The organism is Paenarthrobacter sp. NPDC091711, assembly GCF_044756605.1.
GTDB lineage: Bacteria > Actinomycetota > Actinomycetes > Actinomycetales > Micrococcaceae > Arthrobacter.
Map to the genome: position 1 here is coordinate 237505 of NZ_JBIVTF010000002.1, position 22092 is coordinate 259596.

Annotated in this window: 19 protein-coding genes; 11 read left to right on the top strand and 8 right to left on the bottom strand. The window is 62.8% G+C overall.

Annotation, left to right across the window (positions count from 1 at the left end):
• The 3 genes from ACIQH5_RS04435 (at window position 1) to ACIQH5_RS04445 (ending at window position 4038) form a co-directional block, all read left to right on the top strand.
• Window positions 1–1206, top strand: coding sequence for a glutathionylspermidine synthase family protein (locus tag ACIQH5_RS04435; RefSeq protein WP_400400646.1), 1206 nt, complete (start codon window positions 1–3; stop codon window positions 1204–1206).
• The gene (locus ACIQH5_RS04440; RefSeq protein WP_400400649.1) at window positions 1203–2729 is read left to right on the top strand and encodes an APC family permease; all 1527 of its coding nucleotides are present in this window, start codon (window positions 1203–1205) and stop codon (window positions 2727–2729) included. The genes ACIQH5_RS04435 and ACIQH5_RS04440 overlap by 4 nt, the downstream gene beginning before the upstream one ends.
• Before the next feature lie 133 nt (window positions 2730–2862).
• The gene (locus ACIQH5_RS04445) at window positions 2863–4038 is read left to right on the top strand and encodes an acyl-CoA dehydrogenase family protein (protein WP_400400652.1); all 1176 of its coding nucleotides are present in this window, start codon (window positions 2863–2865) and stop codon (window positions 4036–4038) included.
• Between the two features lie 57 nt (window positions 4039–4095).
• Here ACIQH5_RS04445 and ACIQH5_RS04450 read toward each other — a convergent pair whose 3' ends face one another.
• Window positions 4096–4716, bottom strand: coding sequence for a TetR/AcrR family transcriptional regulator (locus ACIQH5_RS04450; RefSeq protein WP_400400655.1), 621 nt, complete (start codon window positions 4714–4716; stop codon window positions 4096–4098).
• Between the two features lie 148 nt (window positions 4717–4864).
• Between ACIQH5_RS04450 and ACIQH5_RS04455 the strand changes: the two genes are divergently transcribed.
• The 4 genes from ACIQH5_RS04455 to ACIQH5_RS04470 are packed head-to-tail and all read left to right on the top strand — an operon-like array spanning window position 4865 to window position 11140.
• Window positions 4865–6199 carry an ABC transporter substrate-binding protein gene (locus tag ACIQH5_RS04455; RefSeq protein ID WP_400400657.1) on the top strand — a complete coding sequence of 445 codons (1335 nt, stop codon included), beginning with the start codon at window positions 4865–4867 and terminating at the stop codon, window positions 6197–6199.
• A complete protein-coding gene (locus ACIQH5_RS04460) occupies window positions 6196–7143 on the top strand; it encodes a carbohydrate ABC transporter permease (RefSeq protein ID WP_400400660.1) in 948 nt (315 codons plus the stop codon). Before ACIQH5_RS04455 ends, ACIQH5_RS04460 begins: the two co-directional genes overlap by 4 nt.
• The gene (locus tag ACIQH5_RS04465; RefSeq protein WP_400400663.1) at window positions 7140–8054 is read left to right on the top strand and encodes a carbohydrate ABC transporter permease; all 915 of its coding nucleotides are present in this window, start codon (window positions 7140–7142) and stop codon (window positions 8052–8054) included. Before ACIQH5_RS04460 ends, ACIQH5_RS04465 begins: the two co-directional genes overlap by 4 nt.
• Window positions 8054–11140 (top strand): glycoside hydrolase family 2 TIM barrel-domain containing protein, encoded by a 3087-nt coding sequence (locus tag ACIQH5_RS04470; protein WP_400400665.1) that lies wholly within the window; start codon window positions 8054–8056, stop codon window positions 11138–11140. Before ACIQH5_RS04465 ends, ACIQH5_RS04470 begins: the two co-directional genes overlap by 1 nt.
• A gap of 179 nt (window positions 11141–11319) precedes the next feature.
• Here ACIQH5_RS04470 and ACIQH5_RS04475 read toward each other — a convergent pair whose 3' ends face one another.
• The 5 genes from ACIQH5_RS04475 to ACIQH5_RS04495 all read right to left on the bottom strand — a co-directional run bounded on the left by ACIQH5_RS04475 (window position 11320) and on the right by ACIQH5_RS04495 (window position 16494).
• Entirely contained in the window at window positions 11320–12744 is a 1425-nt protein-coding gene (locus tag ACIQH5_RS04475) for an MFS transporter (protein ID WP_400400668.1), read from the bottom strand.
• Complete coding sequence (locus ACIQH5_RS04480) at window positions 12741–13274, bottom strand: winged helix-turn-helix transcriptional regulator (protein WP_400400671.1); 534 nt, start codon at window positions 13272–13274, stop codon at window positions 12741–12743. The genes ACIQH5_RS04475 and ACIQH5_RS04480 overlap by 4 nt, the downstream gene beginning before the upstream one ends.
• Window positions 13275–13414: 140 nt before the next feature.
• Window positions 13415–14578: a cystathionine gamma-synthase gene (locus tag ACIQH5_RS04485; RefSeq protein ID WP_400400673.1), complete on the bottom strand. Its 1164-nt coding sequence runs from the start codon at window positions 14576–14578 to the stop codon at window positions 13415–13417.
• A gap of 83 nt (window positions 14579–14661) precedes the next feature.
• A complete protein-coding gene (locus tag ACIQH5_RS04490) occupies window positions 14662–16047 on the bottom strand; it encodes a cystathionine beta-synthase (RefSeq protein ID WP_400400676.1) in 1386 nt (461 codons plus the stop codon).
• Between the two features lie 54 nt (window positions 16048–16101).
• Window positions 16102–16494, bottom strand: a complete 393-nt coding sequence (locus ACIQH5_RS04495; protein WP_400400678.1) for a VOC family protein — start codon at window positions 16492–16494, stop codon at window positions 16102–16104.
• Window positions 16495–16637: 143 nt separating this feature from the next.
• On the opposite strand from ACIQH5_RS04495, the gene ACIQH5_RS04500 reads away from it, so the two are divergent.
• The 3 genes from ACIQH5_RS04500 (at window position 16638) to ACIQH5_RS04510 (ending at window position 19493) form a co-directional block, all read left to right on the top strand.
• Window positions 16638–17609 carry a DNA-3-methyladenine glycosylase family protein gene (locus ACIQH5_RS04500; protein WP_400400680.1) on the top strand — a complete coding sequence of 324 codons (972 nt, stop codon included), beginning with the start codon at window positions 16638–16640 and terminating at the stop codon, window positions 17607–17609.
• A gap of 103 nt (window positions 17610–17712) precedes the next feature.
• A complete protein-coding gene (locus ACIQH5_RS04505) occupies window positions 17713–18681 on the top strand; it encodes an ATP-binding cassette domain-containing protein (protein WP_400400682.1) in 969 nt (322 codons plus the stop codon).
• On the top strand, window positions 18681–19493 hold the full coding sequence (locus ACIQH5_RS04510) for an ABC transporter permease (protein WP_400400684.1): 813 nt from the start codon (window positions 18681–18683) through the stop codon (window positions 19491–19493). The genes ACIQH5_RS04505 and ACIQH5_RS04510 overlap by 1 nt, the downstream gene beginning before the upstream one ends.
• On the opposite strand, the gene ACIQH5_RS04515 is transcribed toward ACIQH5_RS04510, so the two are convergent.
• Complete coding sequence (locus tag ACIQH5_RS04515; RefSeq protein ID WP_400400686.1) at window positions 19494–21185, bottom strand: AMP-binding protein; 1692 nt, start codon at window positions 21183–21185, stop codon at window positions 19494–19496.
• A gap of 83 nt (window positions 21186–21268) precedes the next feature.
• On the opposite strand from ACIQH5_RS04515, the gene ACIQH5_RS04520 reads away from it, so the two are divergent.
• Window positions 21269–21547, top strand: a complete 279-nt coding sequence (locus tag ACIQH5_RS04520; RefSeq protein WP_062073318.1) for a putative quinol monooxygenase — start codon at window positions 21269–21271, stop codon at window positions 21545–21547.
• 125 nt (window positions 21548–21672) lie between these two features.
• Here ACIQH5_RS04520 and ACIQH5_RS04525 read toward each other — a convergent pair whose 3' ends face one another.
• Window positions 21673–22050, bottom strand: a complete 378-nt coding sequence (locus ACIQH5_RS04525) for a co-chaperone YbbN (protein WP_062073321.1) — start codon at window positions 22048–22050, stop codon at window positions 21673–21675.
• Between the last annotated feature and the right edge of the window lie 42 nt (window positions 22051–22092).

Below are 22092 nucleotides of genomic sequence, written 5' to 3' on the forward strand. Positions count from 1 at the left end.
GTGCGTCGACTGCCCTCCGAGCCCAGGCCGGACTGGAAGCAAAAGATCGAAGAACAGGGCCTGGTATTTTCCACTACCACCATGCCCAATGGCCGGAAAATCGAGTACTGGAACGAATCGGCCTACTACGAGTTCACCGAAGACGAGGTGGAAACCCTCGAGAAGACCGCCGAGGACATGCACATCATGTCCTTGGAGGCCGCAAAGTACCTCGCCACCGGTGCCATGGGCGATATCGGCATCGGGCAGCAGGCCTTGGAACTCGCCGGAGAGTCGCTGCAGGCCGCGGACATGGATATCTACGGTCGCTTCGACTTCATCTATGACGGCAAAGGTGGTCCGGCCAAGATGCTGGAGTACAACGCCGATACCCCTACCGGGCTGATCGAGGCTTCCGTTGCCCAGTGGTTCTGGCTGCAGGACGTCTTCCCGGAAAAGGACCAGTGGAACGGAATTCACGAGGCACTGATTCGTCAGTGGAAGAAGCTGCAGTTCCGCACGGGTATGAGCACCCTGCATGTTGCCCACTCGGAGGCGGAGGAATCCGGCGAGGACTGGATGACCGCGGCCTACATGCGGGACGTCGCGAGCCAGGGTGGCTGGACCACCATCGGCATCAATATGTCCGATATCGGCTGGGACCCCAACCTGAACCGGTTCGTGGACCTGGACAACTTCATGATCAGCACCATGTTCAAGCTGTACCCGTGGGAACTGATGATGAAGGAGCCTTTTGGGCACCGTCTCCTCCAGCGCGCCCACAACCCGCGCTGGGTTGAACCTGCGTGGAAGATGCTGCTGTCCAACAAAGCCCTGCTGGCTGCACTCTGGCACCTTTACCCCGACCACCCGAACCTGTTGCCCGCCTACCTCGGCGATCCAGGCCCACTCAAGGAATGGGTGGCCAAGCCCCTGCACGGACGCGAGGGCGACAACATCCGCATTCATGCCCCCGGCATCGAAATCCAGCAACCCGGTGGTTACGGGCGTGAAGGCTGGTGCTTCCAGCAGTACCACTCCCTGCCGGACTTTGACGGGAACCATCCTGTCCTGGGTCTGTGGGTCGTGGACGGTGAATCCGTGGGCTGTGGCATCCGCGAATCCGACGGACCCATCACGGACTACTTCTGCCGCTTTGTTCCCAACACCATTGACGCCCCGGCGCCCATCGCGCCCCCTGCTACTTCCTACGGAGCTGCACTATGAGCACTGAAACCTCGACGCCGGGTGGCGGCTCAGCGGGCGGCAACCGTACCGCCGTCGTACCTCCCAAAGGCCTCCACGCCGGGATCCTGGACCTCGGCGACTCCGTCATGCTGGGCCTTGCCTCCACTGCCCCTGTCTACTCGCTCGCAGCAACGCTGGGGCTCATTGTTGCCGTCAACGGCAACTACACTCCCCTGATCCTGATCCTCGGCTTCATCCCCGTGTTGTTCATCGCGTATGCGTTCCGTGAGCTCAACAGCGCCATGCCTGATTGCGGCACTACGTTCTTCTGGGCCCGCAAGGCCTTCGGTCCGTGGGCTGGTTGGCTGGGCGGCTGGGGCGTGGCCTTGGCAGGCGTGGTGGTGCTGGCCAACCTGGCTCAAATCGCCGGCAAGTATCTGTGGCTGTTGATTGGCGACGGTTCCCTGGCTGACAACACGTGGCTGGTGACGGCCACAGGTGTGCTCTTCATTGTGTTCATGACCTACGTGAACCACCGCGGCATCCGGCTGGGCGAGCATGTCCAGCGCACCCTGACCTACATTCAATACATCTCGCTGGGCATCTTCGCGGTGGCCATTGTTTTCCGGATCGCCGGTGGAGCGCCTGAGGGGCAGGCCTTCGACTTCGAGTGGTTCAACCCTGCCGGCGCCTTTGCCGATCCCGGCGCCGTGGTTCACGGTGTCCTGCTGGCACTGTTCATCTATTGGGGCTGGGACACCTGCCTGGCACTGAACGAAGAGACAGAAAACCCTGCCAAGACCCCCGGCCGTGGCGCCGTTATCTCCGCCTCTGTCCTGTTGGCGATTTACGTCTCCGTGGCCCTCCTGGTGATGATGTACGCCACGATCGGTACCGACGGCATCGGACTGGGCAACGAGGCGAACCAGGACGACGTCTTCCTGGCCATGAAAGACGTTGTGCTGGGCCCTTGGGGCTGGCTGATCATTGTGGCCGTGCTGGCGTCCGTCTTGTCCTCCACACAAACCACCATCCTGCCCACTGCCCGCGGAACCCTGTCCATGGGCGTCCATGGTGCCCTGCCTCCCCGGTTCGGCAAGGTCCATGAGCGCTTTATGACCCCCGGGTTCTCCACGCAGGTGATGGGTGCGGTGGCCGTGGTCTACTACGTTGCCATGAGCTTCCTGAGTGAAAACCTGCTCTCGGACTCCATCAGTGCCATCAGCTTGTTCATCGCGTTCTACTACGCACTGACCGGATTCTCCTGCGTATGGTTCTTCCGCTCCACGCTCCGGGATTCCGCCAGGAACCTGTGGTTCCGCGGCATCCTGCCGTTCCTCGGCGCACTGTCCCTCACTGCGGCGTTCTTCATTTCCGCAGTCCAGATGTGGGACCCGGCATACGGGGACACGCAGATCTTCGGCATTGGCGGGGCGTTCGTCAGCGGCGTGCTGCTGCTGGCCTTGGGCGTTGTTTTGGCGATCGTTTGCCGCTTCGCACCCTCCACCCGGGGTTACTTCACCGGTGAGTGGGCCGAGGTTGGGGTGGTTCGCGGCGAGTAGGCTGCGCTCCTCCCCAGTTAGTCTCCCGAAAGGGCCGGAAACACCTTGCGACACTGGTGTTTCCGGCCCTTCTTTCGTTGAAGCGGGGAACTAACCGGGGAGGAACGCAGTGTTGGGCGCCTAGGATGCTGGAATGAGCGATTCAACGACGAACACCTCCGACGTCCTGGCACTCAGTTCCCTGCTGACCACGGACGAGCTGGCCCTCCGCGACCGCGTCCGCGACTACACGGCGCAACGGATCCGCCCCAACATTGCACGCTGGTACGAGGACGCTCATTTCCCGAGAGAAATCGCGCCGGAGTTGGGCGAGCTCGGCGTCCTGGGCATGCATTTGGAGGGTTACGGCTGCCCCGGCCGGACCGCCGTCGAATATGGCCTTGCGGCAATGGAGCTGGAGGCCGGCGATTCGGGGATCCGCACATTCGTCTCGGTTCAGGGCTCCCTTGCCATGACGGCTATCCATAAATGGGGTTCGGAGGCTCAGAAAGAGCAGTGGCTGCCGAGAATGGCCGCAGGAGAGCTGATCGGCTGTTTCGCCCTGACAGAGCCGACCGCAGGGTCTGATCCGTCATCCATGACTACTTTTGCACGCCAAACGGCCGACGGCTGGGTTCTGGACGGCGCCAAACGCTGGATCGGCCTCGCGTCCATTGCGGACGTGATGGTGGTGTGGGCGAACACTGAAGACGGTATCCGCGGGTTCCTGGTTCCCGCCGGTACATCGGGGGTGACCGCCACGCCGATCGAGCCGAAGCTCAGCATGCGGGCCTCCATTCAGTGCGATGTAAGGTTCGACGGCGTAAGGCTGGGTCCTGATGCCATCCTCCCGGGTGTCTCGGGACTCCGGGGACCATTCTCCTGCCTGAATGAGGCGCGCTACGGGATCGCATGGGGTGCCATGGGAGCTGCCCGGGACTCCTACGAAGCTGCGCTGGAGTACGCCGGGAACCGGCTACAGTTCGGCCGTCCGTTGGCCGGTTATCAGCTGACGCAGGAGAAGCTGGTGAACATGCTGGTGGAGATCCAGAAGGGCACCATGCTGGCCCTTCACCTGGGCCGGTTGAAGGACGCCGGGCAGTTGCAGCCACAGCAGATTTCCCTGGGCAAGCTGAACAATGTCCGCGAAGCCATCAAGATCGCCCGCGAGGCCCGCACCATCCTGGGAGGCAACGGCGTCACCTTGGATTATTCTCCGCTGCGCCATGCCAACAACCTGGAATCCGTGCGGACGTACGAGGGCACAGACGAGGTCCACACCCTGATCCTGGGTCAACACATCACGGGGATCGGGGCCTTCCGCGGCTAGCCTAACTAAGTAGCAGTTCAGGTCGTTCTGAGCGCTGGGAACGACCTGATCTGCTACTCAGTTGGGTGAGGGTTCGGGGAGGACCACCAGATTGAAGTAGCCACGCAGGCCCTTCACCACGTCCACTTCGTCGGGGGCCAGCAGCCATTGCGTTTGAAGCCCGTCCCACAGTGCAACCAGGGACATGGCGGCCTCATCAGGATCAAGGCCGGGACGCAACCTGCCCTCGGCTGCCAGCTCGGCAAAACGACGAGCGTAGCTTTTGCGCAGCCGTTCAAAGCGCTCGGTGAAATAGTCCCTTCCGGGGTGCGAATCCGTGACGGACTCCGCGCACAGAACGGTGTACAGCTCAACCACGCCCGGAATGTTTTCGTTGAAGAGCGCCGTCCGAATGACGGAATCAACCAGGCCTTCTTCCATGTCGTCCGGAAAGGCATCGCCGGTAATTTCGTCGCGCCGCTCAAGGACGGCCATCAGGAGATCGCGTTTGGACGGGAAATAGTGCAGCAGGCTGGTCTGGCTGAGACCCACCCGGTCGGCAACGCCCTGGAGTGATCCACCGCGGTAGCCGTGCGCAGCAAACACCTCATGGGCGGCGTCAAGGATGGTCCGGCGCCGTTCTTCGGATTTCGCGTACGGACCCCGCCTCGCTGCGCGGCCCACGTCCTTTGTGGTCATGGCTAGCCAGTGTACATGCGGGTTGGACCTCAATTGTGAAATTCGAGTAGTCACTCGAATTTTCTGTTACCGTGGTCACACTTGCCACCGCGGGACCCAAAATCCAGGCGCGAGGCATCGTCAACCTGACACGAAGAGGTGAAGGCTCATGACCCGATTCACGCGAAGACAACTCCTGGGCGCAGGACTGGGCACGGCAGCCATGGGCCTGCTGACCGGGTGCGCTACTCCAGGAACACAATCCGTCAACGCTGCACCAACCATCCCCGCGGCAAGGGAGCCCGTGCGGCTGAGCTATTGGGCCTGGCTCAAGGATTTCCAGAATGTCGCTGACGTCTGGAATGCAGCCAACCCGAATATCCAGGTGGACGTGGTGTGGATCCCGGGCGGCAATGCGGGCGGATACCAGAAGCTGTACTCGGCACTGGCAGCGGGAGGCGGGCCGGACCTGGCCCAGGTGGAGCTTCGGTCCATCCCGGAGTTCATGCTGGTGAACGGCTTGGTGGATCTGACCCGCTACGGCGCCAACGACTACGCCCACTTGTACGATCCCACGCTTTGGAAGCAAGTCAGTTACACCGGCGGCGTCTACGGCATCCCCCAGGACGCCGGCCCCATGGGCATGTTCTACCAGCCGGCCATCCTGGACAAGGTGGGCGGCAGCACTCCGAAAACCTGGGACGAGTGGGCTGCCTTGGCCGCCGAACTTCGCTCCGTGGACAGCTACCTTGACTGCTTCCCCATCAGTGATGCCTCTCCGTTTGCCTCTTTCGCAGGGCAGGCCGGCGCGCAGTGGTTGCGCCCGGAAGAGGATGGCTGGGTCATCAACATGACAGATGACGCCACGCTCAACACCGCGCGCTTCTTCGACAAAGCGATCGACGACGACCTCGTCACCACCGCGTACGGCGCCTTCTCCCCGGGCTGGTTTGCGGCAGCCGGCAAGGGTGGCATTGCCTCGACCATTACCGGCAGCTGGGGTGATGCCTTGGTGCAGGGTGTCAGCGACTCCGAGGGTAAGTGGCGCGTCGCCCCGATGCCTACGTGGGGCGGTACAGGGTTTGGATCGAGCTACCTGGGTGGCTCCACGGCTGCAGTCCTGGCCAACAGCAAACACCCCAAGGAAGCACTCGAGTTCGCGGTGTGGCTGACCACATCCAAAGAGGGAATCGACGCCGAGATCAAGAACAGCGGCATCGGCTGGTCACCCAACCCGGACTTCATCGGCACGGATCGGCAGCAACCCTCGGCGTTCTTCGGTGGCCAACGCTACAACGAGGAAGTTTTTGTCCCCGCCACCCAACAGCAGAACCCGGACTGGTCCTGGTGGCCGGTGACCCAACAGTCCTTCAATATCCTCAGCGACGGCTTCCGTAAGAAAGCATTCGGTACCTCGTTGGTTGATTCCATCGCGGCTTCCGAACAGCAGATCATCACCGTTTTCAAGAACAAGGGCCTCAGCATTCGAAGGGAAACGGCATGACCACCACCCGCACCGCACCCACAGTGCAGCGCCCCACGGGACCAAGCCGTACCGGCAAGCGGGCCGGCGCTGCTTCACGCGCGCCCTGGCTTCTGCTGGCACCTTTCCTGGGGCTCTTCGTGCTCACTTTCCTGCTGCCCATTGTTGTGGCCATCATGTCCAGCTTCACCAAGGTGACCCGCAGCGGACTCTTCGGTGAGGCCGGGGTGACCAGTGAGTTCGCCGGTTTCAGCAATTATGCCCAAGCCCTGGCAGACGGCAGCTTCGTCGCTTCCATTGGCCGGATGCTCCTGTTCGGGGTTGTCCAGGTGCCCGTGATGATCGTGCTGTGCACGGCGTTGGCCCTCATGCTCGAATCAGCCTCGGCAAAGTGGCCGGGCTTCTTCCGTGCCGCGTATTTCCTCCCTTACGGCGTCCCTGGCGTCATTGCCACCATTCTGTGGTCCTTCCTCTACGTGCCCGGACTCAGCCCGCTGTTTGATGCCGCCAAGATCGTTGGCCTCACCCCGGATTTCCTGGGCGCGAACAGCGTTCTGTGGTCCATCGCCAACATCGTCACGTGGAGCTACACGGGCTACAACATGCTGATCATCGTGGCGCAGCTCAAAGCCATCCCGGTGGAACTCTACGAGGCCGCGAAGGTTGACGGCGCCTCCACGTGGCGCGTGGCCCGCAGCATCCAGCTGCCCCTGATCCGTCCGGCCCTCATGCTCACCACGGTGTTCTCCATCATCGGAACCCTGCAGCTCTTCGCTGAAGCCCAGGTCTTGAAGACCGTGGCCCCGGCGATCGACAGCCAGTACACACCGAACCTCAGCGCCTACACAACAGCGTTCGCCTACAACGACTACAACGTCGCTGCAGCCCAATCGGTCATCATTGCCGTGGCCGCGTTTGCCCTTTCCTTCGCCTTCCTCGCCCTGACGAACAGGAAGTCCTCATGACCGCCACCGCAACGAAGCCAACCACCTCACCGGTCCGCAGCAAAGCTTCGGCGGGCCCTGACCGTTCCGCCGGACGACGCCGGTCATCCACCATCATTGTCACCGCACTGTTGGTGGTGGTGGCCCTGTACTTCCTGATTCCCGTCTATTGGGTGTTTGTGGCCTCCACGAAGTCCACAGAGGACCTCTTCTCCACCAACGGTTTCTGGTTCGCCCCCACGTTCTCTTTATGGGAGAACATCGGCCGCGTGCTCACTTACGACAACGGCATTTTTGGCCGCTGGTTCCTGAACTCAGCAATCTATGCCGGCGTCGGCGCACTTCTGGCTACATACTTTGCCGCAGCCGGTGGCTATGCCTTGGCCAAGTACGAGTTCCGCGGACGCAACCTAGTGTTCGGCACCATTCTGGGCGGCGTCCTGGTTCCTGGCACAGCCACCGCATTGCCCCTCTTCCTGCTGTTCAGCCAGATGGGCCTGGCCAACACGTACTGGAGTGTCCTGCTGCCATCGCTGGTATCCCCTTTCGGACTGTTCCTCTGCCGCATCTACGCGCAGGCCACGGTGGACACCTCGCTGATAGAGGCCGCCAGGATCGACGGCGCCGGCGAGCTCCGCATCTTCCACACCATTGGCCTGAAGGTACTCACGCCCGCTTTGGTCACCGTGTTCCTGTTCCAGCTGGTGGGTATTTGGAACAACTACTTCCTGCCGCTGGTCATGCTGTCCGATTCCGAGCTTTACCCCATCACCCTCGGCCTGAACAACTGGCTGAGCCAAGTTGACCGTTTGCCCGAATTCTATGAACTGACCACGGGCGGGGTGCTGCTTTCCATCATTCCGCTCAGCATCGCCATGGTTGTCCTGCAGCGCTTCTGGCGCGGTGGGCTGACAGAAGGAGCCGTTAAGTAATGACCACGTCATTCGACGCCAGCTACATCACTGACACAGGTCCGGGCACCGGCAGGAGACTCCCGGCCCGCTCATGGTTGCACACCGACGCACCAACCCTGTCCTTGAACGGGCAGTGGCGTTTCCGCCTTCTCCCAGGGGCTCCGGGCACACCCGGCGGGCGCGGTGTTCTTCCCCCGGGTGAGGCAATCGAAGGTGTGGGCGGGGAAACCCTGGACGACTCCGGTTGGGACCAGATCCCGGTTCCGGCTCACTGGGTTTTGGAGGGCGAAGGCCGTTACGGGCGCCCCATTTACACCAACGTCCAGTTCCCCTTCCCTACTGATGCACCCCATGTCCCGGATGAGAACCCCACCGGCGATTACCGCCGAAGCTTTGATCTGCCCACGGAGTTCAATGACGCCCAACGCCTCGTGCTGAGGTTCGACGGCGTAGAGTCCCGCTACAAGGTATGGCTTAACGGCAGCGAAATCGGTGTGGGGACCGGCAGCCGCCTGGCCCAGGAATTCGACGTCACCGAGGCAGCGCGCCCAGGACATAACGTGTTGGCTGTGCGGGTCCATCAATGGTCCGCTTCGAGCTACGTGGAGGATCAGGACCAGTGGTGGATGCCCGGCATCTTCCGCGATGTCACCCTGCAGGCCCGCCCGAAAAAGGGCATCGACGACGTCTGGTTGCGGACGTCCTACACCGACGGTTCAGGCATCATTGACCCTGAAATCACCGCAGACAACGCCGCCTACCCAGTTCGGCTGGCAGTTCCGGAACTGGACGTCGACGTCGTCTGGCACTCCCCTGCCGACGTCGCCCCGGTGGCGATCACCGGCGTCGAACCTTGGTCCGCAGAGGTTCCGCGCCTCTACAACGCAACGGTTCAAAGCGGAGGCGAGACCATTTCGCTGCGCCTGGGTTTCCGGACGGTGGAAATCAAGGGTGATCAGTTCCTGGTGAACGGAAAGCGCGTGGTGTTCCACGGGGTGAATCGTCATGAGACGCATCCGGACCGCGGCCGGGTGTTCGATGAAGACTTTGCCCGTGCGGACCTCGCACTGATGAAGCAGTACAACGTCAACGCCATCCGCACCAGCCACTACCCGCCGCATCCTCGTCTGCTGGATATCGCGGACGAAATGGGTTTCTGGGTGATCCTCGAGTGCGATCTTGAAACACACGGCTTTGAGCGGCACGGCTGGGTAGGCAACCCCAGCAATGATCCCGCCTGGCGCGAAGCCTACGTGGACCGGATGGAACGCACGGTGGAGCGCGACAAGAACCACCCCTCAATCGTCATGTGGTCCCTCGGCAACGAGTCCGGTACCGGCGCCAACCTCGCAGCCATGTCCGCCTGGACGCATGCCCGCGACGCCAGCCGTCCCGTCCACTACGAGGGCGACTACACCGGCGCGTACACGGACGTCTACTCGCGCATGTATTCTTCCGTGCCGGAAACCGAGGCGATCGGCCGCGACGACTCCGGCATGCAGCTGTTGGGTTGCTCCGCGGCGGAATCCGCACGGCAGCGCACCAAACCGTTTATTCTCTGCGAGTACGTCCACGCCATGGGCAATGGTCCCGGTGCCATCGACCAGTACGAGGACCTGGTGGACCGCTACCCGCGGCTGCATGGCGGATTCGTCTGGGAATGGCGTGATCACGGAATCCGTACCACCACGGACGCTGGCACTGAGTTTTTCGCCTACGGCGGCGACTTTGGCGAAGTAGTCCACGACGGCAACTTCGTGATGGACGGCATGGTCCTCTCCGATTCCACGCCCAGCCCCGGGCTCTTTGAGTACAAACAGATTGTCGCTCCCCTGCGCTTGGGCTTCACCACGGAAACCCACGACGGCGGCACGCGCCGCTTCGTCTCCGTCGCCAACCTGCGGCACACGGCTGATGCCTCGGACGTCGTGCTCCGTTGGCGCACGGAGGTGGATGGCGTCCTGGGTGCGTCCGGGGAGCTCGACGTCGTCACTGCCTCCGGCGAGTCGCTCCCCGCGGGGCATTCGGCGCTGATCGGGTTCCCGGAGTTCGCGCCCGTGGCATCCGGCGAGCATTGGCTCACGGTGGAGGCAGTCCTAAGCAAGGACACGTCCTGGGCCGATGCCGGGCATGTGGTCTCCGCGGCGCAGCTGGAACTGACCGAAGCCCGCCCTCATCTGAGCGCACCGCGCCCGCTGGCATCGGCCGGACGGGCGCGCGGGGACATTGCCGGGACAGTATCCTTGGGCCCGGCGCTCTTTGAGGAAGGCAGGCTCGTCTCGCTCGCCGGGTTGCCGGTGTCCGGGCCACGCCTGGAGTTGTGGCGTGCACCCACGGATAACGACGCCGGAGCCGGCCGTGGCAGTTACGACCTCGCCGACCCTTGGCTCAACAACGGCGACGGCGTTGCCGCACCCTCAATGGAAGTGGTGTGGCGCGATGCTGGCCTGAACCGGATCACGGGCCGGGTGGAGAGGGTAACTGCCAGCGATTCAGGCGTTCTGGTTCAAACCCGCTACGCCGCCGCCGATGCCGCGCATTGGGTCTCTGTGGAGGAGAACTGGCAACTGTCAGACGGCGAGCTGTGGCTCCGTCTGGACATTGTTCCCAGCGCCGGATGGAACATCATCTGGCCGCGCGTGGGTGTCCGTTTCGACCTCCCGGAATCCGTGGACGGCGCCTCCTGGTTCGGCGCCGGTCCCCGCGAGTCCTACCCGGACAGCATGCACGCGACGCTTGTGGGCCGCTACTCCGCAGGCATCGACGATCTTTCGGTGAACTACGCCAAACCGCAGGAAACGGGACACCGGAGTGCTGTCCGGACGCTGGACCTGCAGAACTCCGGAGCGCCGTGGCTGGGGTTCAGGGCTATCCCTGATTCCCGTGGCCGCCTGCCCGGTTTCACGCTTTCCCGGCACACGGCGCAGGAGGTCTCCGCCGCGGCACACCCGCACGAGCTGCCGGCAAGCACGGGCAGCTACTTGTACCTCGATGCCGCCCAGCACGGGCTCGGGTCCAGGGCCTGCGGACCGGACGTGTGGCCGGACTATGCGCTGCGGCCGGAAGCGAGGACGTTGACGTTCCGGATCACTGAAGCGGGCTAGATTCCCCCGTTGTGGGGCCTGCTCTGCGCCCTTCCTGGCTCCCGAAGCGCGCAGAGCGGGCCCCACAACACACCCCCCTTGCTTGTGGGGCCCGTTTTGCGCGATTCAACACAGGAATACCACGCAGAGCGGGCCCCACAACACAACCCCCTGCGTTGTGGGGCCTGGAGAACCCCGTATCAGGTGACCGCCACGGGTTCCTTTTTCACGGCGTCCTTGCGGATGGTGGCGCTGATGACCGCGGCCACGGTGCACATGGCGGCTGCACCCAGCCAGGCGTAGTTGTAGTGCCCGGTGGCATCGCGAATGAACCCGGCCAGGAGTGCGGCCACGGCAGCACCCAATTGGTGGGCAGCGAAGACCCAGCCGAACACCACAGACCCGTCGGCACCGAATACCGAGCGGCAAATTGCTGCAGTGGGAGGCACAGTGGCTACCCAATCGAGCCCGTAGACCACTACGAAAATGATCATGCTCGGCTCCACCGACGAGCCCAGCAACAGCGGCAGCACCAACAGTCCGATCCCCCGGAACTGGTAATAAACAGCCAACAGCACCTTGGGGTTGAACCGGTCCGTCAGCCAACCGGACGCGATGGTCCCCACGATGTCGAAGATCCCGACGACGGCCAGCAAACCCGCCGCTGTGGTTTCAGGCATGCCGTGATCGTGTGCAGACGGAATGAAGTGCGTGCCGATCAGTCCGTTGGTGGTGGCCCCGCAAATCGCGAAGCCGGCTGCCAAGGCCCAGAATGTGCGGACTTTACTCGCGCGCTTGAGGACTTGCAGGGCACGAATCGCGGCGTTGGGGGAATCCCCTGCCCCCGGCACAGCAACCGCAGCGGCGGGCTTGCCTGGCGTCGCAGCGGTCGTTCCGGCGTCGGAGGCTGTAGTCTCAGGTTTCTCGGCGGCAGCTTCCGCGGCACCGTACGGCAACACCCCGACGTCGGCAGGAGAGTTCCGCAGCCAGCGCAGCACCAGCGGGACCACGGCGAGCGCACCCGCAGCGATGAGCAAGGAAGCACCCCGCCAGCCAGGGTTCTGGGCAAGTGCTGCGATGAAGGGCAGGAATACCAGTTGTCCGGCGGCGCTGCCTGCGGTGAGGATGCCGATCACCAGGCCACGGCTCTTGGCGAACCACGTGTTGGCGATGGTCGCGGCGAAGACCAGTGCCATGGAACCTGTGCCCAGGCCGATCAGCAGCCCCCAAGTGAGCAGGATCTGCCAGGACTGGTTGACGAAGACAGTCAGTGCTGAGCCGAGTCCGATCAGGCAGAGTGCCAGCGAGGTGACCTTGCGGATGCCGAAGCGCTCCATCAGGGCCGCCGCGAACGGGGCCGTCAGCCCGAACAGGACCAGGTTGATACTCACGGCCAGGGACAGCACCGTGGTGGACCAGCCGAACTCCTCCTGCAGAGGCACCATCAGCACGCCCGGTGCCGCACGGAATCCTGCGGCTCCTACCAGGGCCAGGAAGGCAACTGCTGCCACAATCCAGGCAGGGTGGAGGCGCCGGTTCTTACCGGAAGGGGTTTTGCCCGTGCGGGATCCGGCCAGGGACCCTGTTTTTTCGGGCGGGGTCCCCGTGACGTCGGGAGCGGTCATGCGGGGATCTCCATTTCAGGGGAAGCTGTGGTGCGTGTTTCAGGGGGCGCAACGGCGAGTGGGAGGGGATGGTCGCTGCGTTTGAAACTGTGCCAGCTGGTGTTGGCGGCGGTGAGCCGGGCGCCGCAGTTGGTGCAGGTATCCGCGGACATGGTGGCTTGCCCGCAGTCGGTGTGGATGACCTTCATATGGGACACCTCGTTGGGGGCGTCCAGGTGTTTCTCGGCCCAGATGATGATGGCGTTGAGGACGGGGAGTGCGTCCTCTCCTTTGGGGGTGAGTACGTATTCCTGGCGCGTGCGGGCACCGTCCTGGTAGGGACGTTGAGCGAGTAGCCCGGCGTCGAGGAGCCATCCGAGGCGTTTGCTGAGGACGGCATCGGCTACTTCGAGGCGTTGCTTGATGGCGTCGAATCGGCCGTTGCCGAAGAAGATCTCGCGAAGGACCAGGCTCCCCCAGGGGTCGCCAAGGACATCAAGGCCGCGGGCAAGGCTGCACGTGCGGGCAGACCAGTCGGAACGAAGAGGCATGCGCACAAAACTAGCTGACTTCTCTAAAGAAAGCTAGGTGTTGCGCGGGCGAAAAAGATCCGGCTCTTGTTCGTCGCCCTCGCCGCAGAACGGTGAGGAGTGCGAACAAGAGCCGGATTCGAAGGACGAGCCGCGACGGACTAGCTGATCTTGGCGAAGGCCTGTTCAAGGTCTGCGATCAGGTCCTCAGCTTCTTCAATGCCGCAAGAGAGGCGAAGGAGGTTGACCGGGACGGCCAGCTCAGTACCCTTCACGGAAGCGTGAGTCATCTCTGACGGATAGTTCATCAAGGATTCAATGCCACCCAGGGATTCGGCCAACGTGAACACCGAGGTGGATTCGGCAACCGTGCGGGCGGCCGCTTCGCCGCCCTTGAACTGCACGGAGACCATGCCGCCGAACTTCTTCATCTGCTTGGCAGCAAGCTGGTGCCCAGGGTGATCAGGGAGGCCCGGGTAGAGCACGGCTTCCACTTCGGGGCGCTGCAGCAACCATTCGGCCACAGCTTGGCCGTTCTCACTGTGGCGGTCCATGCGAACACCCAGCGTCTTCAGACCGCGGGTAGTCAGGAAGGCATCCATCGGGCCGGACACCGCGCCCACCGCGAACTGGATGAAACCGATCTTCTCGGCAAGTTCGGCGTCCTTAACCACAATGGCGCCGCCCACCACATCGGAGTGTCCGCCGATGTACTTGGTGGTGGAGTGGACCACAACATCGGCGCCCAAGGCGAGCGGGGTCTGCAAGTAGGGAGACGCGAAGGTGTTGTCCACCACCAGGAGGGCACCGGCGTCGTGCGCCACGGAGGCGAGAGCCTCAATGTCCGTGATTTTCATCATCGGGTTGGACGGCGTCTCCACCCACACCAGGCGCGTCTTGTTCGCAGCAACCGCAGCGGTTACGGCGTCGAGATCAGACATGTCCACCGGGGTGTTGCCGATGCCCCAGTCCCCCAGCACGCGATTGATCAGGCGATAGGTGCCACCATATGCGTCGTTGCCCAGCACAATGTGGTCCCCCGGCCGGGCAAGCGCCCGGATCAGCGAATCCTCAGCTGCCAGGCCCGAGCCGAAGGAGAATGCAGCCGTGCCACCTTCAAGGGCAGCGAGCTGCTCCTGGAGCGCGTCACGGGTGGGGTTGCCTCCCCGGCCGTATTCGTATCCCGAGCGAAGGTTGCCGATGCCGTCCTGGGCGTACGTGGTGCTGAAGTGCAGCGGGGGCACCACAGCGCCGGTCACCGGTTCGAAAGCCTGTCCGGCGTGGACGGCGCGCGTGTTGAACCCGGCGTTGTTGGTGGCAGACATGGAAGCTCCTCTAGGTTCGTTCAACGGATAGGTTCGTTCAACTGATAGATAGGTTCAGAAATTGCGGAGTGAGCGCCGGGCGCTCAGCTGCTCAAGTACGCCAGGAGGTCGTGGCGCGTCAGGATGCCCACGGGCGCTCCGGCGAAGGTCACCATGACGGTATCGACGTCGGACAGCAGCTCACGCGCGGCGGAAATGGATTCCAGGGATCCGATCACCGGGAGCCGTTCACCCATGTGTTCGGAGACCTTGTCCGCCAGCTTCGCTTCACCGCGGAAGAGTTTGCTGGTGAGGCTGCGCTCGTCCACAGCGCCCATCACCTCACCCATCACCACGGGTGGCTCCTGGGAGAGCACCGGGATGTGGGAGACGCCAAACTCGTTCATGATGTTGATGACATCGCGGACTGTTTCGTTGGGGTGGATGTGGACCAAATCCGGCATCTCGCCCGTCTTGGATTTGAGGACCTCACCCACGGAGGACTCTTCACCGCCGGAGAGGAAGCCGTAGGAACGCATCCATTGGTCGTTGAAGATCTTGGCAAGGTAGCCGCGCCCGGAGTCCGGGAGGATCACCACCACAACGGCTGACTCGTCCAAATCCTTGGCAGCCTGCAGCGCCGCCACCACGGCCATGCCGGAGGAACCGCCCACCAGGAGGCCTTCCTCACGGGCGAGGCGGCGGGTCATGGAGAAGGAGTCGGCATCAGACACAGCGATCACGTCATCAGGAACGGTGGGATCGTAGTTGCCGGGCCACATGTCCTCGCCCACCCCTTCGACGAAATAGGGCCGGCCGGTTCCGCCTGAGTAGACCGAACCTTCCGGGTCCGCGCCGATGACCTTGACCTGGCCGCCGTCGGACTCTGCGCGGTCAGCCGAGGCCTGCTTGAGGTAGCGGCCCGTACCGGTGATGGTGCCACCGGTACCAGCACCGATGACCACATGGGTGACCCGGCCGTCCGTGTCCTGCCAGATTTCCGGGCCCGTGGACTCGAAGTGGCTGCCGGGTGCGGCGGGGTTGGAGAACTGATCCGGTTTGAAGGCGCCCGGGATCTCCTTGACCAGGCGGTCGGAGACGCCGTAGTAGCTCTGAGGGCTGTCGGGTGCGACGGAGGTGGGCGTCACAACAACTTCGGCGCCGTATGCCTTCAGCACGGCGCGCTTATCCTCTCCCACTTTGTCCGGCACTACGAAGATGCACTTGTAGCCCTTTTGCTGGGCTACGAGCGCCAGTCCAACTCCGGTGTTGCCCGACGTCGGCTCAACGATGGTTCCGCCCGGCTTGAGCCGACCATCCTTTTCCGCGTCTTCGATCATCTTCACGGCGATCCGGTCCTTGATGGATCCGCCGGGATTGATGTATTCGAGCTTCACGAGGACGGTGGCTTTGATGCCCTCCGTGACGTGGTTGAGCTTGATGAGCGGCGTATTGCCGATGAGGTCCAACACGGACTGGGCATACTTCATAGATACAAAGTTACCGTCTGGTCGCTACTGAACCTGACGCGAGGCAGCGAGGGGCTAGGTGCCGGCAGAGGTGTCGTTTTGCCAGACACCCAAAATGTTGCCCTCGGTGTCCTTGAAGTAGGCGAACCACCCCATGGCCGGTACGGCATCCTTGGCTTGGACCACGCTTCCGCCGGCGGACTCGATCTGTGCCAGGGCGGCGTCAAGATCGTCAACATCAATGGTGAGGATGGGAGTCTTCAGATCGTCCGTGCGCGGAAACAGGGCTCCGTTGATGGCACCTGGCTCGGTGGGGGCACCTGTCTCTTCATTGGAGGGCGCGGTGATGGCCGCCGTGTACTCCATGCCCTCCATGGGGATAAGGCTCCAGCCGAAGGCACTCTGGTAGAAAGTGTTGGCCCTGTCCTTGTTGTCCGTGGGAATCTCGAAATGCACTACGCCGGCCATGGTTCGCGCTCCTTGTTCCTGGAAGTTGTTCCTTGGATGCGGCGCGGACCACCCACGCCACATCAGGGAGTCTAGCGGCGGGTGGTTGCTGCCGTAAGGGGTTCCGGCTGCAGATTGTCAGCCGCACGTGGGACCATAAAAACATGACCATCGCAGAAGCCCCGCCCCTTGTTGCGGCCGCGGCTGATGCAGCCATCCGGTGGCATCCCGGGGCTTCGTTCCGTTTGGATCAGACCATGTTTCCGCTCATGCGAGGCGCTGCGGATCCTTCCTTCGCGGCGCATTCCAGCGGTTTTTGGATGGCCTTCACTACCCCTTCCGGTCCGGTGTCGCTCCGCCTTTCAGGAGGTGGCTTGGGGGACGGGTCCTTCGTGGATGCCCAGGCTTGGGGACCGGGAGCAGAAGACGCGGTGGCTGCTGTGCCCAGGCTTTTGGGCGCCCACGACGACTGGTCGGCTTTCGATGAGCCCGGATTCCATTCCACCCTCCCGCGGCTGGTCACAGAATCACGACGCCGGAACCTGGCTTTGCGGCTGCCTTCCACAGGGCGGGTGGTTGACTCCCTTGTTCCCACCATTTTGGAGCAAAAGGTCACCACTCTGGAGGCGAGGCGAGGCTACCGGTACTTGATGTATCGGCATGGGACGCCGGCGCCGGGCAAGGCCCCCGCGGGTCTCTTGGTCCCTCCCACCGCCAGGCAGTGGTTGGCCGTCCCGTCCTGGGAGTGGCACAAAGCCGGGGTTGGACCACAACGTTCAGCCACTGTGATGCGGGCGCTGCAGTCCGCCGTCGCGCTTGAACGGCTGGCGGACTTGGACTCCGCCCAGGCCGGTGCCAAACTGCAGACCATACCGGGCATCGGAATCTGGACTGCTGCCGAAGTGGTCCAACGCACCCACGGCTGCCCGGACTCAATCTCCGTGGGCGATTACCATTTGGCCGCTTACGTGGGATACGCCCTGACGGGTCAAAAGACCGACGACGCGGGCATGATCGAGCTGCTGGAGCCGTGGCGTGGTCAGAGGCAGCGGCTGGTCCGGATGCTTTACCTGAGTGGCTTCCGCAAGCCCACTTTCGGTCCCCGAATGACCGTCCAGGATCACCGCCGCCACTGAGTTTTCATTGCGGACGGGAACTGTCCGCAGGGCCATGGACTGCCCTGATCCACGGGTATAGCGTGACGCACAGGAGCCATCACCTGACATTCCTGGAGTGACCGTGATCCACACCGATAAGCTCACCAAGACCTTCACTGTGAAGAAGGAAACCGTCGAGGCCGTGAAGGGCGTGGACATCCACATCGCCCCGGGCGAGCTCGTTGCTTTCCTCGGCCCGAACGGCGCGGGCAAGTCCACCACCCTGCGGATGCTCACCACATTATTGAAACCCACATCAGGCTCGGCCAGGGTCGCAGGAGTTGATGTCGCCAAGGACCCGGCGGGAGTCCGGGCCAGGATCGGCTACATAGGCCAGGGAAACGGCGGCGGCCATAGCTACCGCGTGATTGACGAGCTCATCATGCAGGGCCGGTTCTACGGCATGAACACCACGGATGCGACAGCCCGGGCCGAGACACTCATGGCATCCCTGGACCTCAGCGACCTCGCCAAACGCACGGTGATCAAGCTGTCCGGCGGACAACGCCGCCGCATGGACGTGGCCCTCGGGTTGATGCACTCCCCTGGCTTGCTGTTCCTGGATGAACCGTCCACCGGCATGGATCCCCAGAACCGCGCCAACCTTTGGGAGCACATCATGCGGATGCGCGAGGAACATGGGACCACCATTGTGCTGACTACCCACTACATGGATGAGGCCGATTCCATGTCCGAGCGCGTGATCGTAATCGACCACGGGACCATCATCGCGGACGACACCGCTTCACGGCTCAAAGCGAACCTCGCCGGGGACCTTCTCGCCGTAGAAGTTGCTGCCGGTTCTGCATCCGAGGTGCGGGGGCTGCTGGGCAGGGCGGCCGCGGAAGGCGACATGGAGGAAAACGCGTACGACGGCGTGGTCCGCTTCCGCCTTCGGCTGGCCCAGGGTGCCCAACTGGCACCGGGTTTGTTGAAGGAAATGCACGACGCCGGAGCTCCCGCACAGTCGCTCGAGTTGAAGCCGCCCACCCTGGACGACGTTTTCCTGGAATTGACCGGCCGCAGCCTGCGGGAAGGAGCTGAAGTCTGATGATTGAGCAAGCCGTCGCCCCGGGTGTGGACGTCCAAAAGCGTGGACCGCGCAGCATAGTCACTGACACGTGGTTCGTGTTCTGGCGTGAAATGTTGCTCCCCCTGCGGGATCCGTTCTCGCTGATTTTCTCCCTCATCCAACCATTGGTGTTCCTGGGGTTGTTCGGGCCACTGCTGGGCTCGGCCGTGGGCGCCCCGGCTTTCGGAGGCCAATCCACCCTGCAGTGGTTCCTTCCTGGAGTGGTGGTGATGATCGCGCTGTTCGGCACGTCCATGACCGGCTCAAACCTGCAGTATGAACTCATGACCGGGTCCTATGAACGGATCCTGGCCACTCCGCTTTCCCGGTCTTCGCTCATGATTGGCCGGGCCCTGAAAGAGTGGGCACCCTTGGTGGTGCAGGGCTTGTTGATCTCCGTGGTCTGCATCCCCTTTGGTTTCGTTTTCCATCCGCTCCACGTGGTGTTGGGGTTGGTCATTCTGGGGATCTTCGGCATCGGGTTGGGTGCTTTGTCCTATGCACTTGCCTTGGTCTCGCAGAACAAGGAATGGATCTTCTGGGGCGTGCAGCAAACCCTGTTGTTCCCGCTGATGATCCTGTCCGGCATCATGTTGCCCATTGAAGCCGGGCCTGGGTGGATGAAGGTGGCCAGCCTGTTCAATCCCCTGACTTACCTGGTGAATGCTGAACGCGAGTTGTTTGCCGGGCGAATCGGCATGGACACCCTGTGGGGCCTTGTGGCCGCTGTGGTGACGGCCGCCGTCGGGCTTGTAGTGGGAATCCGGACCATCAGCCGGAATACCAACTAATTACCCGGCCTCGTTCCCCAGGTGCAGCCGGGTCACCGCGTCCTGGCGCATGTCCACCTTCCGCACCTTGCCCGAGACCGTCATGGGGAACTGCTCGCGGATATCGACGTAGCGCGGAATCTTGTAGTGGGCCAGCTTGGCCCTGCAGTAGTCAGCCAGATCCTCGGCGGTCAGGGAAGGTGAGCCCGCCTTGAGGATGATGCAGGCCATCAGCTCTTCGCCGTACTTTTCGTCCGGAACCCCAATGACCTGCACGTCCTGGATGGATGGGTGAAGGTACAGGAATTCTTCGATCTCACGGGGGTAGATGTTCTCGCCGCCACGGATCACCATGTCTTTGATCCGGCCCTCGATCACCAGGTACCCGTCCGCCTCCATGCGGGTAAGGTCACCGGTGTGCATCCACCCCTCAGCGTCTACTGCCTCAGCGGTTTTGTCCGGCTGGCCCCAGTAGCCCTGCATCACCGAGTAACCCCGGGTGCAGAGTTCGCCGATCACACCACGCTCCACTACTTCCCCCGAAACCGGATCAATGATGCGGCTCTCCAAGTGCGGCATTGTCCTGCCCACCGTGCCGGTTCGCTGTTCCAAGGTGTCGCCGGCCCGGGTCATGGTGGACACGGGCGAAGTTTCTGTCATGCCGTAGCAAATGGCCACGTCAACCATGTGCATCTCATCAATCACCCGGCGCATCACTTCGATGGGACACAAGGAGCCCGCCATCACCCCTGTCCTGAGTGTGGAGAGGTCATAGGAGGTGAAGTCCTCCAGCGCGAGCTCGGCAATGAACATGGTGGGCACCCCGTACAGGGACGTCCCGCCAAAATCCTGCACCGCTTCCAACGCCGCCGAGGCGCTGAACCCACGGCCCGGAATGATGGTGGCCGCACCGAAGCTCAGCGCATTCAGGTTTCCGATCACCATGCCGAAGCAGTGATAGAACGGCACGGGAATCACCACCCGGTCGTGCTCGGTGTAGTTCAGGAGCCGGCCGATCGAGTGCCCGTTATTGAGGATGTTGTGATGCGTCAGGGTGGCACCCTTCGGGAAACCTGTGGTCCCGGAGGTGTACTGCAGGTTTATGGGATCGTGCGGGTCCAGTTCCGCCATACGGTCCCGTAACGCTGAAGGCCCGACGCCGTCCGCCCGGGTGAGGAGTTCGCCGTACGTGAGTTCGTGGTTGGCTTCCGGGACACCCGTGCTGAGCCCCAGCTCCGGCGCTCCCGGAAGGAAGACGATCTCCCGGAGATCGGAACAGTTGCGGGCGGCATTCCTGGCCATGCCAACGTAGTCGCTGTTCTTATCCGAAGGCGCGGTTACCAGCATCCGCATACCGTTCTGTTTCACCACGAACTCCAGCTCGTGACTCCGGTAGGCCGGGTTCACGTTCACCAGCACCGCACCGATCTTGGCCGTGGCGTACTGAAGGATGGTCCACTCGGCGCAATTGGGGCTCCAAATGCCTATCCTTTCGCCTTTGATCACTCCCATGGCGAGCAACGCGCGGGCGAGGTGATCGACGTCGTCGTTCAGCTTTTGGTAGCTCCACCGGCGGGCATCACCGCCTGGTGCGGCAGCGGCCTCGATCAGCGCATCCCGCAAGGGGAACCGCGCGGCGACGCGCTCAAAATTGGCACCAATGGTCTCTTCGAGCAGCGGGACGTCAGTGTCTCCGGCGGTGTAGGACAACATGACGGAACGCTACCAAGGGACTGCCCGCAACAGAACCGTAACCACCTCCAGCGCGGCCGTGTCCTGCCGGTAGTGTTGGAACCATGAGTGCACCCATTGACCTGCAGGCCACGTTCATCCCCAACGACGGCGAATTTTTCCGTGTGAAACTCGCCCTGGAAATCGCGATCGACGAGGTGGTCAACGAGCCCGGCTGCATCCGTTACGAACTGACCGAAGCTACCGAGGAAAAGCTCGTCCTGACCGAGCGTTGGGAATCCGAGGAGCTCCTGGAGAAGCACTCCAAGGGCATCGCCGTCCAGGACCTGAACGAGTCCCTCAGCGCACTCCTGGCCGAGCCCGTCAAGCTCGAGCGCCTCTAGCCACCGTTACTCAGCGAAACCGCGGGAAGACTGCGAGTACGCCTTAAACACATCGAGGTCGCCGGAATTTTCCGGCGACCTCGCTGCTTTCCGGCGGCTTCGATGACCGAAGCCGCCGATTGGACTTAGCTTTCCTGAGCCTCGGCACGTGCCTTGGCGACGTGTGCGTGGACTTCTTCCATATCCAGGCCCTTCACGGCTTCAATGACCTGCTCAAGCTGCGGACCGTTGAGGGCGCCCGGCTGCGAGAAGACGAGGACCTTTTCGCGGAAGGCCATGAGCGTGGGGATGGACGTGATCCCGGCCTCGGCGGCGAGCTGCTGCTCAGCCTCGGTGTCTACCTTCGCGAACACCACGTCAGCGTGCTTCTCTGACGCTGCCCCGTATGTGGGGGCAAACTGACGGCACGGGGCACACCAGGATGCCCAAAAATCCACCAGGACAATGTCATTGTCCTCGATGGTCGATGCGAACTGTTCTCCAGTGATGTCAACTGTAGCCATGCTTCCACGGTACGCGACCCCGCCCGCGAAGTCCCGCGGAGG